Consider the following 15137-nt stretch of genomic DNA (forward strand, 5'->3'; position numbering starts at 1 on the left):
ACCAGCCACTGAAATAGTTATTAACATATTACTGATTTGCATAAAGTCGGTTTTATTTTCAGACTTAAGGAGGAATAAATTGAGGAGGAAATATGATTGAACAATATCGTCATTGCATTGAAGCATGCTATTTCTGCGCTGCCGCCTGTGATAATTGTGCCGCATCCTGTTTAAAAGAAGAGAATTTAGAAATGATGCGGGATTGCATCAGACTGGATACACAATGCGCCAGCCTCTGTCGTTTAAGCGCGCAATTTATGGCACTGGACAGCGATGCTGCAAAAGCATTATGTGCAATTTGCGCGGATATTTGTCAGCAATGCGGCGAAGAGTGTGGGAAACATCAGCATGATCATTGCCAGCAATGCTCAAAAGCGTGTCTACACTGCGCTGAAGCATGCCGCAAAATGGCCGCTTAACATACGTGATTAACCGCCTGAAAAGGCGGTTTATTACTGGTGGTGAATTATAAAAGATCACTAAGCGTGAAAGTCAGCATTAATAATTTTAGGCATTTTTTGCATCAAAAGGGCCTGTATCGCCGGAGTTAAGCACAGCATTTTCTTTGGCGATCATTTGGGAAACTCTAACCATATCCTGGAACTCTTGCAGCAGGAGTTCTGCTTCAGGTCGATAGGGATCATAGGGATCAACCATGACAGAGTTGATGGCTTTATTCACGCTGCCAATGAGTTCGCTCAGTCCACCATTTTGGCCGATGGTCAAAAGCAAGGCACTCATCATCAGAGATTGCGCTTCTACTCGAGCGGCTAGCTGTTTAGCTTGAGCATCCATATTCGAAATTTTAGCAAGCATACTCAGTATGACATTATTCATCTGACCTCCAGTCTTTTATTCAGAAAAACAATGAGCGCTTAGCGCTGAACATACAGAGTTTACCTGAAAAAGGGGGGAATATGCCACATGGTCAGACCAGAGTGCTGTTTTCAGGTAATTAACCGCGCCTATCTTCTGTGGATAAGATTAATAAAATTAAACCCATAAAAGAAGCTTATATACTCAATATTAATTACGTTGCAACAGTGAACAGATAACCCTGCTGCAACGCGGAGAGAATAAACCGCAAGAACCTTTCAACGTTCTGCCGCTTCGCTTTTAGGCTACACCCAATGCTGTTTTTACTTCATTCGCAATTTTTTCAACTTGCGGGCCATATATGACCTGGACATCGTTATTACTGACACGGTTTATTCCATTAGCGCCAGTGCTCATTAAAGTCTGATCAACGACTTCCTTCATATCTTTAACCCGGACGCGCAAACGCGTAAAACAGCAATCAACATCTTCAATATTCGCATGGCCGCCTAAACCACTGATGATCACTTGGGTGCGCTCGTTGGCAGCAACCACCTGCGGTTTTTCATCCTCAGATTCTCTGCCTGGCGTTTCTACGTTCATTCGGGTAATGACGAAGCGGAAAGCGTAGTAATAGAGCGGTGCATAAATCACGCCCAGCGCCAGCGTCCACCACCAATGCGTTTTGCTGCCGCCGAGCATGCCAAACACGACCAAATCGATAACGCCACCCTGAACGTTCCCGATCATCAAGTGCAACATCGACATCAACATAAATGAGAGGCCGGTCAGAAAGGCATGCAGTAAATAAAGCACCGGCGAAACGAAGATGAAACAAAACTCCAGCGGTTCAGTGATACCGGTAGTAAAAGAGGTTAATGCTCCCGCCATCACCAGCGCCTTGACGCGTTGCTTATGCTCTGGCCTTGCCGTGTGATAAATCGCCAGCGCCGCTGCGGGTAAACCAAACATCATTACTGGGATTTTTCCCTGCGCAAGAAACTGGGTGGCAGTGCGAATGGTTTCATCTGGAATCATACCAGGATGGGTTAAAGAGGTATTAAAGATATTCAGTGCACCGACAACACTTTGGCCATCAACAGTTGCCATACCGCCAATCGGCGTAAAACGCACCGTTTCATTCAGAATATGGTGCAGGCCGGTAGGAATCAGGATGCGCTCGAAGGCACCTAGCAGAAAAGCGCCATATTGTCCGCTTTTACCAATCATCTGACCGATCCAGGCAATGCCCTGACCTATGGTTGGCCATATCATTGCTAACAGCACACCGATGAGCGGTAAACAGACCACGGTGACAATTGGCACAAAGCGACGCCCTCCAAAGAAGCTGATCGCCGTGGGCAACTGCTGGGTGTAGAAACGATTGTGTAGCGCAACTGTTGCTAAGCCAGCAATGACGCCGCCGAGCACACTCATGTTGTAGGTGAAGACGCCCAGCATCTCGATGTATTCCGCCGAGGTCATCATCGCCGTGGTTTGATCCATGCCCGCCTGCTGTAACGCTTCTGGCGTGGTCGTAGCGGCAGTTAAGCCTTTGGCGGCCAACGTGGCATTGATACCGACATTCATCGCAATGTAACCAATCACCGCTGCAAAAGCCGCCGTGGGTTTTTCTGCTTTGGCCAAACCGATGGCGCTGGCCACGGCAAAAAACACCGGCAAATTAGCGAACAGCGCGCCAGCAACTTTGCGGATAAAGCCAATGATTAATTGTGGAACCTGCATCTGCGCAAACGCATCGCCGGTAATCGCCGGATTTTGCATTGCTGCTGCCAATCCAAGAAATATCCCCGCAGCGGCAATGACCGAGATCGGCATCATCAACGCTTTGCCAAAAGCATGAATCTGGCTGGTCAGCTGTTTCATGGTATCGCGCCCTCTTCTGTTGTGAAAAAACAGTATTAGCGCGATGTAGAAACTTCACCCGTAAACGCCGGGTTAAACGCGAGTAAAATTTGACCAACATCACATTTAAGTCAAATGCACGATAAACAGTGACTATCGCACCATTAAGTCAATCAATTAGACAACTTTTATGCAGAGCGGCACACTTCCCTTCACCATCAGGCCATATCCTGATAACAAACTTTCTACAATATTTTCCAATAAAAATAAGCCTGCACTCATTATGAAATTTAAACGCAAAATCAAACCTTACCGTGCCGCAGCGGGCGGTTGGGGTTCACTGGAAGCTACCACGCGTTTCGTCTTTGACAGCAAAGCTGCACTGAAAAATATGCGTAATCTGCTACGCATGAATAAAGCCCGCGGTTTTGACTGCCCAGGCTGCGCATGGGGCGATGACAACAAAAGTACGTTTAGCTTTTGCGAAAACGGCGCAAAAGCGGTCACCTGGGAAGCGACACGTCGTGTCGTCGATACCGACTTCTTTGCTAAGCACAGCGTTAATACGCTTTACGCGCAGAGTGATTACTTTCTTGAATATCAGGGCCGTTTAACGCATCCGCTGCGTTACAACGCCGAAACCGATCATTATGAACCCATCAGCTGGGATGAGGCGTTCGCGCTAATTGCACGCCATATCAAGGCGATGGATAATCCTGATCAAATGGAGCTGTACACCTCCGGCCGCGCCAGTAATGAAGCGTCCTGGCTTTATCAGTTGTTTGGCCGCCTGATGGGCACGAATAACTTCCCTGACTGTTCCAACATGTGCCACGAAGCCAGCGGTACTGGCCTGAAGCGCAGTATCGGCGTAGGCAAAGGCACGATTCGTTTGGATGATTTTGACCACGCTGACGCGATTTTTGTCTTCGGTCAAAACCCGGGAACGAACCATCCACGCATGCTGCACAGCCTGCGTCACGCTGCCGATCATGGCGCGAAGATCGTAACCTTTAACACGCTACGTGAGCGCGGTCTGGAACGGTTTGCCGATCCACAAAAACCCCTTGAAGTCATGACGTCTAAAGCGGGCACCATCAGTTCGGCTTATTACCAACCGAATTTGGGGGGTGATATGGCGGCGGTACGCGGCATGGTGAAGACGCTGCTGGAAACGCACCGTGCGCGTCTGGCTGCGGGTGAAAGTGGCTTGTTCGATCAGGCTTTTCTGAATGCCAAAACGCAAGGCGTTGAAGCGTACTTTGCAGCAGTTGATAACACCGATTGGGCGCAGATCGTGGCGCAATCAGGTCTGACTGAGGCGCAGATCCGTGAAGCCGCGGCGATTTATCAAAGCGCCGACCGGGTAATTTGTACCTGGGCGATGGGCATTACCCAGCACAAACATTCGGTTGATACGGTTCGTGAGATCACTAACCTGCAACTGCTGTTTGGGCAACTGGGTAAAAAAGGCGCGGGCCTGTGTCCGGTTCGCGGTCACAGTAATGTTCAGGGCAACCGCACCATGGGCATCGATGAGAAACCGGCTAAGCCGTTCCTTGATGCGCTGGGCAAACATTTCGATTTTGAACCCCCACGTGCAGCAGGCCATAACACCGTTGAAGCCTTGAATGCCATGCTACGTGATGAAGTCAAAGTGTTGATCGCATTGGGCGGTAATCTCGCTGCAGCAGCGCCAGATTCACCGATTACCGAAGAAGCGATGTCGCGTTGCGGTTTGACGGTGCACATCAGTACCAAGCTGAACCGCAGCCATTTGGTTCCGGGGCATGAAGGATTGATTCTGCCGACGTTGGGTCGCACCGAGCGTGACGAGCAGGCGACCGGCAATCAGTTCATTACTGTGGAAGATTCATTCAGCATGGTGCACGCCTCTGAAGGTATCGGCATGCCGCTGGCGGATACGCAGCGTTCAGAAACGGCGATTGTGGCAGGTATTGCACACGCAGTACTCGGTGATGACAAAGTAAAATGGCTGGATTTGGCCGGTGATTACAACCTGATCCGCGATCATATTGCCGCCACGATCCCAGGCTTCACTGATTTCAATGAGAAATGCGACCTGCCGGGCGGTTTTTATCTGGGCAACGCCGCAGCGGAATTGCGTTTTAATACGCCGTCAGGAAAAGCAGAATTTAGCCACGCAGCACTGCCAACGTCACTGTTTCCCAACCTGAATGCGGACGTGCCGTTTACTCTGCAAACTCTGCGTTCCCACGACCAGTACAACACCACGATTTACGGTCTCGACGATCGCTATCGCGGCGTGTACGGCCAGCGCGAAGTGGTGTTTATTAACCCTGATGACATGGCCGAATTGGGTTTCAGCGAAGGTGAGTTGGTTGATATCGAAACGCTGTGGAACGACGGGATTACGCGTTGCGTCAGCGGCTTCAAGCTGGTGCCATACAATATTCCGCGCGGCAATCTCGCGGCCTATTATCCCGAAACCAACCCGCTGGTCCCACTCAATAGCTTTGGTGACGGCAGCGGTACGCCAACCTCCAAATCGGTACCGGTAAAACTCGAACTTTCACAGGCACTTCCCGGTCAGCGAATTGCCTAAAATCCTTGTTACAGCATTGTTAAAAAGCCGCGCTAAGCGGCTTTTTGCCTTGCCGCGCGACCCCGATTCGCGTAAAACTGTCAGCCGCTCTTAGGCCACGAAACTAAAAAAATTATGTTCCAGGATAACCCGCTGCTCGCGCAGCTCAAAGAGAAGCTCCACTCGCAAACGCCTCGCGCCGAAGGTGTGGTAAAAGGCACTGAAAAAGGCTTCGGCTTCCTCGAAGTTGATGCGCAAAAAAGCTACTTCATCCCGCCTCCGCAGATGAAGAAAGTGATGCACGGTGACCGCATCGTTGCCATCATCCATAGCGATAAAGACCGTGAAAGTGCTGAACCAGAAACGCTGGTTGAACCGTTTCTGAGCCGCTTTGTTGGCCGCGTGCAGAAGAAAGACGATCGTCTTTCAATTGTCCCGGATCATCCGCTGCTGAAAGATGCCATCCAGTGCCGCCCGGCCCGTGGTGTGACACATGATTTTCAAGCTGGCGACTGGGCAGTGGCTGAGATGCGCCGCCACCCGCTAAAAGGCGACCGCGGTTTTTATGCTGAACTGACCGAATTTATTATCAAAGCTGACGATCACCTTGCGCCATGGTGGGTGACGCTGTCGCGCCATAACCTTGAGCGTGAAGCGCCAGACGTTGGCTTTGGCGAAATGATGGATGAGAACCTGACGCGTGAAGATCTCACCGCACTGGATTTTGTCACCATCGACAGCGCCAGCACCAAAGATATGGATGATGCGCTGTACGTTGAGGAACTGAACGATGGCGCGCTGCGTCTGACTATCGCCATCGCCGACCCCACCGCTTACGTGCCAGAAGGCAGCCAGCTCGATAAAGTGGCGGCGCAACGTGCCTTTACTAACTATCTGCCAGGCTTCAATATTCCAATGTTGCCACGCGAACTCTCTGACGATGTGTGTTCGCTGCGTCCGAATATGCGCCGTGCAGCGTTGGCTTGCCGCGTGACCGTGGCAAAAGACGGCACTTTAGGCGAAGATCCACAGTTCTTTGCTGCCTGGATTGAATCTAAAGCCAAGCTGGTTTACGACGACGTCTCTGACTGGCTGGAAAACAGCGGCGAATGGCAACCCGAGAACGAAGCGATCGCGAACCAGATTCGACTGTTGCATCGCATCTGCCTGGCACGCGGCGAATGGCGTCAAACCCATGCGCTGGTGTTTAAAGATCGTCCAGATTACCGCTTCCTTCTGGGTGAAAAAGGCGAAGTGCTGGAGATCATTGCCGAGCCACGCCGCATCGCTAACCGCATTGTTGAAGAAGCGATGATCCTGGCCAACGTCTGCGCGGCCAAAGTGCTGCGTGAACGCCTCGGCTTTGGTATCTACAACGTTCATGCCGGTTTTGATGCGACCAATGCCGAGCAAGCAGCAACAGTGCTGGCTGCACATGGCATCACCGTGGATGCGGAAGCAATCACTACGCTGGAAGGCTTCCGCGTGCTGCGTCGTGAACTCGATGCGCAGCCAACGCAGTTCCTCGACAGCCGCATTCGTCGCTTCCAGACTTTCGCTGAAATCAGCACTGAACCAGGCCCACACTTTGGTTTAGGCCTGGAAGCTTATGCGACCTGGACTTCGCCGATCCGTAAATTTGGCGACATGATCAACCATCGTTTGCTGAAAGCGATTATCCGGGGTGATGACATTGCTCGCCCGGATAGCGCGCTGACCGTGACCATGAGTGAGCGTCGTCGTCTGAATCGCATGGCTGAACGCGATGTCGGTGACTGGCTGTATGCGCGCTATCTGTCGCCGTTCGCTGGCAGCGATCGTAAATTCAGTGCCGAAATTATTGATGTGTCACGTGGCGGTATGCGCGTCCGTTTGCTGGAGTTCGGCGCGGTCGCCTTTATCCCTGCCCCGTTTATTCACGCGGTGCGTGATGAACTGGTCTGCAGCCAGGAAAACGGCACGGTTCAGATCAAAGGTGAAGTCGCTTTCCGCGTCACCGACGTTATTGACGTGACCATCGCTGAAGTGCGCATGGAAACACGTAGCGTTGTGGCTCGCCCAGCGGTATAAGCACGAAAATTTGCGGGACAACTCAGGTTGTCCCGCACTTTCCCCAAATTATTTGCCTAAATGTTAAATTTGTACCTCGCCTCACACTTCTCTATCGATTAACTTCCACTTACATTCCATTACATTAAGTTTAACTCGTTGTTTTCGATCGCCTCTCTCTCGATCCCTACAAGGAGTTAGTCATGAAAAACGTCAAAACCGGAGTCATCTGGTTAGCGGTGGCGTTAATCGGCGCGGGCGCGTTTGCCATGCTCGCCTTAAACCGTGGCGAGCACGTCAACGCCGTTTGGCTGGTCATTGCCGCTGTCGCCTGCTACAGCATCGCTTATCGCTTTTACAGCCTGTTTATTGCGCGCAACATTTTTGAACTGGACGACCGTCGCCTCACACCTGCCGAACGTCTTAACGACGGGCTGGATTATGTCCCAACCAACAAATGGGTGCTTTTTGGCCATCACTTTGCTGCCATTGCAGGCGCAGGTCCGCTGGTTGGCCCAATTTTAGCGGCCCAAATGGGGTTCTTACCGGGCACTATCTGGATTCTGGTCGGCGTAATGATGGCTGGCGCAGTGCAGGACTTTTTGATTCTGTTCATTTCCACGCGCCGTGACGGACGCTCCTTGGGTGAAATGGCGCGTCAGGAGTTAGGCGCTTTTGCTGGTGTGATTACTATGCTGGGTGCGCTGGGCGTAATGATCATTATTCTCTCGGCGCTGGCGTTGGTCGTGGTGAAAGCCTTAGCGGACAGTCCTTGGGGACTGTTTACCATTGCCGCCACCATACCGATCGCGCTGTTTATGGGCGTTTACATGCGCTTTATCCGCCCCGGTAAAATCGCTGAAGTCTCGTTGATTGGCTTTGTGCTGATGATGGCCGCGATTATCTTCGGTGGCGATGTGGCACAACATCCCTACTGGGGGCCCTTTTTTACGTTGAAAGGCACGTCACTAACGTGGGTCTTGGTAATTTACGGCTTTATCGCTTCGGTGCTGCCGGTTTGGTTACTGTTAGCGCCGCGAGATTATCTCTCAACCTTTCTTAAAATTGGTGTGATCGTTGGCTTGGCGATTGGCATCGTGTTTGCCATGCCAGAGTTGAAAATGCCTGCGGTGACGAAATTCATTGACGGCACCGGCCCGGTCTTCTCCGGCGCGCTCTTCCCCTTCTTGTTTATTACCATTGCCTGTGGCGCGATTTCTGGTTTCCATGCGCTGGTTTCAAGCGGTACTACGCCAAAACTGATCGAGCGCGAAAGTCATATTCGCTTTATCGGCTATGGCGCGATGCTGATGGAATCCTTTGTCGCCATCATGGCGTTAATCTGTGCATCGGTGCTGGATCCGGGCGTTTACTTTGCCATGAACTCTCCGGCAGCGCTGATTGGCACCACGGTTGAAAATGCCTCTCAGGTCATTAACGGCTGGGGCTTTGTGGTAACGCCAGAAGTGTTGAGCGGCATTGCACGTGACGTTGGTGAAGGATCGATTCTATCACGGGCCGGTGGCGCACCGACCTTTGCGGTTGGCATGGCGCATATCATTACGGAAGTGTTCAACAGCCGCGCCATGATGGCGTTTTGGTATCACTTCGCCATTCTGTTTGAAGCGCTGTTTATTCTTACCGCTGTTGATGCAGGCACACGCGCCTGCCGCTTTATGGTGCAGGATTTGGTCGGCACCGTGGTGCCCTCAATGGCCAACAACCGTTCGTGGTTAGGTAACATGGCCGGTACCTCGGTAGCTGTCGCGGGATGGGGCTTTTTCGTTTATCAGGGTGTAGTTGATCCGCTTGGCGGTATCAACACCTTGTGGCCACTGTTCGGTATTGGTAACCAGATGCTGGCTTCAATGGCGTTGATCCTCGGAACGGTAGTGCTGTTTAAGATGAAGAAACAGCGTTACGCCTGGGTCACGATTCTGCCCACGATTTGGCTGTTTATTACTTCAATGACTGCGGGCTGGCAGAAAATCTTTCATGAAAAACCTTCGATCGGTTTCCTTGCGCAGGCAAATAAATTCCGTAGAGGTTTAGATGAAGGCGTGATTCTTGCGCCAGCAAAAACTGTAGCCGATATGCAAACCATCGTTTTTAGCAACCAAATCAATGCCGCTTTGTGTGGATTCTTCATGCTGGTGGCGGTCACGATGTTAATCGCTGCGGTGTTTGTTATTCGTCGCGCCCTGCGCAGTAACGTGCCGACTACCCATGAATCTGAGCCAGCGTTACGTAAGGAGGTACGTCATGTTTGATGCCATTCATCGTGCTACACGTCCACAAGGCGTATGGCAAATTGAACGTTGCCAGCGGCTATCAGCGCCAGATACGGCGAAATTTAGCTGGCGCGCGCTGTGGCAAGGTTTACAACAGAGCTTTCGCTTAATGGTCGGTGTTCAGGATTATCAAAAATATTTACAGCATATGCAGTACCATCATCCCGATCAGACAGCAATGACAGAGCGAGATTTTCATCGTTATTGCCTGGATGCTCGCTTTCCAAGCCAAGCGGGGAAACTGGGTAAATGCCCTTGCTAAATCAACGCCATCGCCCCGTTTTTACGGGGCTTTTTTGTGCCATTCATAGCTGGACAACAAAATATATTCAGTTTGCATCTTGTGCTCGCGTCAGATGATGAATACTGTTGCTAAAATAATGAGATAACGCCTGCAGAGCACTTCCCGGAGGAAGTTCCATGACCGATGAACAAGGGCAAACCTTGTTGTATACCTTATTTGGTACAACCAGCCCTCATTGGCGTCTAACCGCGGACAGCGATGCGCTGCATTTTGCTGAAGACGAATCGTCAAATACCAACATTGCCCTGCCGCTGACGCCGGGCCAGGCCAGTTTAATCCGCGCAATGCCAGTGATCACCTCGACAATTAATCTTACGCTGCCGCTACACGGCGTGCCGGTTCCGATGCACTTGGTGGGCCGCAAGGTAAACCAGTCATCCTGGGGCGGAACGGCTTCTGCGTGGGGTGATACCTCTGCCGTTGCACGTGATTTGACGCTGGGTCTTTCATTTGCTGAGCAAGTGGTTTCAGAAGCTAATTCGGTGATCGTGATTCTCGATCAGCGCGGCAATATTCAACGTTTTAATCGCCTCAGTGAAGAATATACCGGCCTGAATGAACATGAAGTGATTGGGCGCAACGTCTTTCAATTGTTTATGAGTAAACAGGAAGCTGCAGCATCACGCCGCAACATCGCCGGATTCTTTCGCGACGGCAATTCCTACGAAGTTGAACGCTGGGTGAAGACTAAAAAAGGCCAGCGACTGTTTCTGTTTCGTAATAAGTTCGTGCACAGCGGTAGCGGAAAAAATGAAATTTTCCTCATCTGTTCAGGAACGGACATAACCGAGGAAAGACGGGCCCAGGAACGTCTACGGGTGCTGGCAAACACCGATACGGTGACCGGATTGCCTAATCGCAACGCAATTCATCAACAAATGAGCCTGGCACTAGAGCAAGCAGGCGGCGATGAAACCGGTGTGGTTTATCTCGATCTGGATAATTTCAAAAAAGTTAACGACGCTTACGGCCATATGTTTGGCGATCAACTGCTGCAAGCTGTCTCTTTGGCGATTCTTAGCTGTTTGGGTAAAGATCAAACGCTGGGACGTCTGGGTGGTGATGAATTCGTGGTGCTGGCTGAACATACTAGCCAGGCGGCGCTGGAAGCGATGTCATCTCGCATTCTGGAGCGTTTGCGTTTACCGTTCCGCATTGGACTCATTGAGGTTTATAGCGGCTGCTCCATTGGTATTGCCCTTGCCCCGCTGCATGGCGAAGACCGTGAAAGCCTGATTCGCAATGCTGATACTGCGATGTATCACGCAAAAGAGAATGGTCGCGGTAAATATTGTGTTTTCGCCGCTGAGATGAACCAACGCGTATTTGAATATTTATGGCTTGATACCAACCTTCGTAAAGCGCTGGAGCTCGATCATTTAACGGTTTTTTACCAGCCTAAAGTCGACAGCGATGGGCAGATACGCAGCGCGGAAGCGTTAGTGCGCTGGAACTCACCGGAACGAGGCTTGGTTTCCCCGGCTGAATTTATCCCCTATGCGGAAGAATCTGGCCTGATTGTGCCGCTCGGCCGCTGGGTCATGCTCAATGTGCTGAAACAGATCCTCACCTGGCGTCAACAAGGCATTGAACTGCGCGTAGCCGTAAATGTTTCTGCGCGACAACTGCTGGATCAGAGCATTTATAGCGATTTAAAACAGGCATTGGCCGATGCCGGTTTAAGTGATTGTCCAATCGATATCGAATTAACCGAAAGCTGCTTGATTGAGAATGAAGCTGAAGCGCTGACGCTAATGAAAAAGTTCCAGGATCTGGGCGCCCAGGTCCATCTTGACGATTTTGGTACAGGCTATTCGTCACTTTCCCAATTAGCACGTGTGCCAATCAATGCCATCAAGCTCGATCAAAGTTTTATACGTGATATCAATTTACAGCCTGTTTCTCAGTCGCTGGTTCGCGCGATCGTTGCCGTCGCCAAGGCTCTCGATCTGTTAGTGATTGCCGAAGGCATTGAAACAAAAGCTGAAGAAGCATTTATCCTCAATAGTGGCGTTGATGGGCGTCAGGGTTACTACTACGCAAAACCAATGCCCGCAGAGCAGTTTGGGCATTGGCTGGCTAAGCATCCTGCCCGCGTTTAACGCTGGATTACATTACTATCCCGCTTTACGCAACGAGGCGCTGTGGCGGTTTTGTAATTGCACCAAACGTTCCATGTAAGCAATATCTTTTGGCTCAATGGTAAAGGCAAAATCGACCCAATCTTCGGTGATATCCATCAACTCAGCGCGTGTTAATTGCAGCACGCGCTGACGCGCTTTGAGCATAGCTCGCACACCATTCAGCTTCGGACGCAACGTATCAATGAATGTGCGTGTTGCACGATAGCTGTCGCCCGGCTGGAAGACTTTATCGACCAGTCCTCGCGTTTCAAACCACTCCGCACTGTGAGATTCACCTTCACAAATTAACTCCTCTGCCAGTTTCATGCCTGCGCGGCGAGCCACCAATGAATAACCGCCCATACCAGGGAACAAGTTGAAGGCAATTTCAGGGAATCCCATGCGTGCATTGTTCTGCGCCAGAATGAAGTGATGCGCCAGCGCCGCTTCAAAGCCACCGCCTAATGCGCTGCCCTCAATCATCGCTAGCGTCACCGCGCCGGTATCAAAACCGCGTGCTGCAGAATGAATGCAATCCACACAGGCTCTGGCATAAGCACGTAAAGCTTCACGGCGATTGTTACGAATACATTCAACGAAGAAACGCAGATCGCCACCCGCATTAAACATCTGCGGTACCAAAGAACCGGTTACCCAGAAATCAATCGGTAAGCCAGAACGCTGTGCGGCATAGCTCAAATTCATGATTTCCTCTATCAGCTCATGGTTGAAGCTAGGACGCGGCTGCGCCCGCAACATCATCCACATGGTGCGTCGTCCTTCTTCGTAGTACGCCACCAGCTGTGTGGTATGTCCGACTTCGGTAAACAATCTGCAAGTTGCTTGGTTAATAACTGTCATAGTCTCATCCTCTGATTATTAGATGCGTTTTTTACGCCACATCAGCGTAATGCAGAGTGAGGCCAGACCAAATGAGAGATTGATTTATAAAACAAAATCCAGAGATTTCCCCGACTTAGGGCCGGGGATTGATTAGGTGGGTTACTTAATAGCCGCGCGCTGGCTGACAACAACCTGCGAACGCTTAACGCGTTTTGAATAAATCGCGGTGATAATCGGGACCAGAACAGACGTTACAATAACCGATGTCGCGACCAGCGCGGTCGCAGCTGGTGCAACCGGTTTGAATTGTGGCAGCATTTCTGCAATCAATACTGGCGTAGCAACGGCGGCTCCTGCCGTACTCGATGCGGCAATACCTGCGGTTCCGTCTCCGCCTCCGATTACACGATCGGCAATAATTAATGGGATGCCGGTAATGATAATCACTGCGACGCCCAACATGATACCGAGCAGACCCGTTTCAGCAATGACGGCCAGATTGATGGTATTACCCAAAGCAAACGCGAAGAAAGGAATCAGCGTATGGACCGCTTTGCCAAAGAATTCTCGCAATTCTGGATCAAGATTTCCTAAAGCAAAACCGACAATAAAGGGCAGAACTGCACCGACAAAGACGTGGGGTTCAAATGATGCTATGCCGGCTGTGCCAAGAATAACCATAGTCATCAGTGGACCTGATTCCAGCGACATCAGGACAAATGCGCCCGCCTCTTCCTTCGAACCATATTGCTGCATAATCGAGGCATAAAGGCCGCCATTGGTCATATCCATCGCGGCGACCAAAGCCAGCGTAGAGAGTCCAGCAAACATGCCGACTTCAACACCGTTCTCCGGCATCATGCGTGAGGCGATGGCCGCGACTACCCAGGCCACGGCAATTTTGGTCAGCACTAACGTACCGGACTTACGCAATACCGTTCCCGTCGCGCTGATTTTTATCGATGCACCCATACAGAAAAACCACACAGCCAGAATAGGTACCGTCCCGGTCATCAATCCGTTGGTGAACGATCCAAAATATTTTCCGGCATCGGGGGAAAAGGTGTGACAAAGCGCGCCGAGAAATAGCGGTATCAACATCATGCCGCCAGGGATTTTATCTATCGCACGTTTGATATGCATATTGGTGTCACCTTTGCTGTTCCAGAGGAAGATGTGAGTTGTGCCCGAAGGCGATGACAGCAAAGTAATGACATTAAGAAACAAAAACAGTGATCCTGACTATAAAATTGAAACAGCGTTTTATTTTTATAGATGCACTGTTTTAATAAACATGATCGCGATCGCCCTATCCGTTTTTGCGTAAACAGCGAGACAGCAAGAAGGGATGGGTTACATCCCTGTTAGCCAGTTACTTTTGTCCATACCACGCGTTTTCGCCGTGCTTGCGCAGGTAATGGAGATCGAGCAGCGTTTGCTGAATCGGTGGCAAGTTAGCGGTCAATTGCTGACTGAATAACCCCATATAAGCGACTTCTTCCAGCACAACGGCGCTGTGTACCGCAGCATGCGCGTCTTTGCCCCAGGCAAAAGGCCCATGCGAATTAACCAGCACAGCGGGAATTGCGCTGGGAGAAAGCTCACGTTCAGCAAAGGTTTCGATAATTACCTGGCCGGTATTCCACTCATACTCATGTTTGATTTCATCATCACGCATTGCCCGTGTACACGGGATCTCACCGTAGAAGTCATCAGCATGGGTCGTTCCCCAAGCAGGGATGACACGCCCGGCCTGCGCCCAAATGGTGGCATGGCGCGAATGGGTATGCACAATGCCGCCCACTTCGGGCCACGCCATATAAAGTGCACGGTGCGTTGCGGTATCTGAAGATGGCCGTTTATCTCCTTCTATAACGTCGCCACTCGCAAGGTCAACCACAACCATATCGTCGCGCTTCATCACGTCATAGCTGACTCCTGAGGGTTTAATCACCAGCAAGCCCTGCTCACGATCGACAGCGCTGACGTTGCCCCAGGTAAAAGTGACTAAGTTATATTTTGGCAAGTCCAGATTCGCTTCCAAAACCTGCTGTTTAAGCTGTTCCAGCATTCCTTTTCTCCTGCAGATCATCGTCCCTAAAGTGTGCGGAGCCAGCGGGCAAAAGGTTATGGAGCAAATCGCTATAAACGCAGAATGAATTAGCTGTGAAAGCAAAATTGTGGAGTGAATTAGGAATTGTCTATCTTCGGAAATTTCGCAGAACGCTTAAAATCCTCTCAGACAAAGAGCGGACCTGTCTGAGCTTTGTTGATTACTC

Annotated in this window: 11 protein-coding genes; 6 read left to right on the forward strand and 5 right to left on the reverse strand. The window is 50.8% G+C overall.

Annotated features, from left to right (window positions below; all coding sequences use genetic code 11):
* The first annotated feature begins 92 nt into the window (after positions 1-92).
* Complete coding sequence (locus tag SC127_RS22220; protein ID WP_243077844.1) at positions 93-419, forward strand: four-helix bundle copper-binding protein; 327 nt, start codon at positions 93-95, stop codon at positions 417-419.
* A gap of 88 nt (positions 420-507) precedes the next feature.
* On the opposite strand, the gene iraP is transcribed toward SC127_RS22220, so the two are convergent.
* Positions 508-837 carry an anti-adapter protein IraP gene (iraP, locus tag SC127_RS22225; RefSeq protein WP_215846716.1) on the reverse strand — a complete coding sequence of 110 codons (330 nt, stop codon included), beginning with the start codon at positions 835-837 and terminating at the stop codon, positions 508-510.
* 279 nt (positions 838-1116) lie between these two features.
* The gene (locus tag SC127_RS22230; protein WP_243077843.1) at positions 1117-2703 is read right to left on the reverse strand and encodes a PTS transporter subunit EIIC; all 1587 of its coding nucleotides are present in this window, start codon (positions 2701-2703) and stop codon (positions 1117-1119) included.
* 262 nt (positions 2704-2965) lie between these two features.
* Here SC127_RS22230 and SC127_RS22235 point away from each other — a divergent pair, with 262 nt between their 5' ends.
* The 5 genes from SC127_RS22235 (at position 2966) to pdeR (ending at position 11994) form a co-directional block, all read left to right on the forward strand.
* The gene (locus SC127_RS22235; RefSeq protein ID WP_243077842.1) at positions 2966-5269 is read left to right on the forward strand and encodes an FdhF/YdeP family oxidoreductase; all 2304 of its coding nucleotides are present in this window, start codon (positions 2966-2968) and stop codon (positions 5267-5269) included.
* A 114-nt stretch (positions 5270-5383) separates the two neighbouring features.
* Positions 5384-7318: an exoribonuclease II gene (locus SC127_RS22240; protein ID WP_332628190.1), complete on the forward strand. Its 1935-nt coding sequence runs from the start codon at positions 5384-5386 to the stop codon at positions 7316-7318.
* 182 nt (positions 7319-7500) lie between these two features.
* Positions 7501-9567, forward strand: coding sequence for a carbon starvation CstA family protein (locus tag SC127_RS22245; protein WP_243077840.1), 2067 nt, complete (start codon positions 7501-7503; stop codon positions 9565-9567).
* Complete coding sequence (locus SC127_RS22250; RefSeq protein ID WP_332628192.1) at positions 9560-9850, forward strand: YbdD/YjiX family protein; 291 nt, start codon at positions 9560-9562, stop codon at positions 9848-9850. The genes SC127_RS22245 and SC127_RS22250 overlap by 8 nt, the downstream gene beginning before the upstream one ends.
* A gap of 158 nt (positions 9851-10008) precedes the next feature.
* The gene (gene pdeR / locus SC127_RS22255) at positions 10009-11994 is read left to right on the forward strand and encodes a cyclic di-GMP phosphodiesterase (RefSeq protein WP_243077838.1); all 1986 of its coding nucleotides are present in this window, start codon (positions 10009-10011) and stop codon (positions 11992-11994) included.
* Between the two features lie 15 nt (positions 11995-12009).
* On the opposite strand, the gene SC127_RS22260 is transcribed toward pdeR, so the two are convergent.
* The 3 genes from SC127_RS22260 to araD all read right to left on the reverse strand — a co-directional run bounded on the left by SC127_RS22260 (position 12010) and on the right by araD (position 14929).
* Positions 12010-12876: a crotonase/enoyl-CoA hydratase family protein gene (locus SC127_RS22260; RefSeq protein ID WP_215846711.1), complete on the reverse strand. Its 867-nt coding sequence runs from the start codon at positions 12874-12876 to the stop codon at positions 12010-12012.
* A gap of 141 nt (positions 12877-13017) precedes the next feature.
* Positions 13018-14001 carry a 2-keto-3-deoxygluconate transporter gene (gene kdgT / locus SC127_RS22265; protein WP_215848272.1) on the reverse strand — a complete coding sequence of 328 codons (984 nt, stop codon included), beginning with the start codon at positions 13999-14001 and terminating at the stop codon, positions 13018-13020.
* 229 nt (positions 14002-14230) lie between these two features.
* The gene (gene araD / locus SC127_RS22270; protein ID WP_332628194.1) at positions 14231-14929 is read right to left on the reverse strand and encodes an L-ribulose-5-phosphate 4-epimerase; all 699 of its coding nucleotides are present in this window, start codon (positions 14927-14929) and stop codon (positions 14231-14233) included.
* Positions 14930-15137: the final 208 nt, after the last annotated feature.

It is taken from the genome of Pantoea sp. T14 (genome assembly GCF_036663535.1).
In the GTDB taxonomy this organism is placed as follows: Bacteria; Pseudomonadota; Gammaproteobacteria; order Enterobacterales; family Enterobacteriaceae; genus Pantoea; species Pantoea phytostimulans.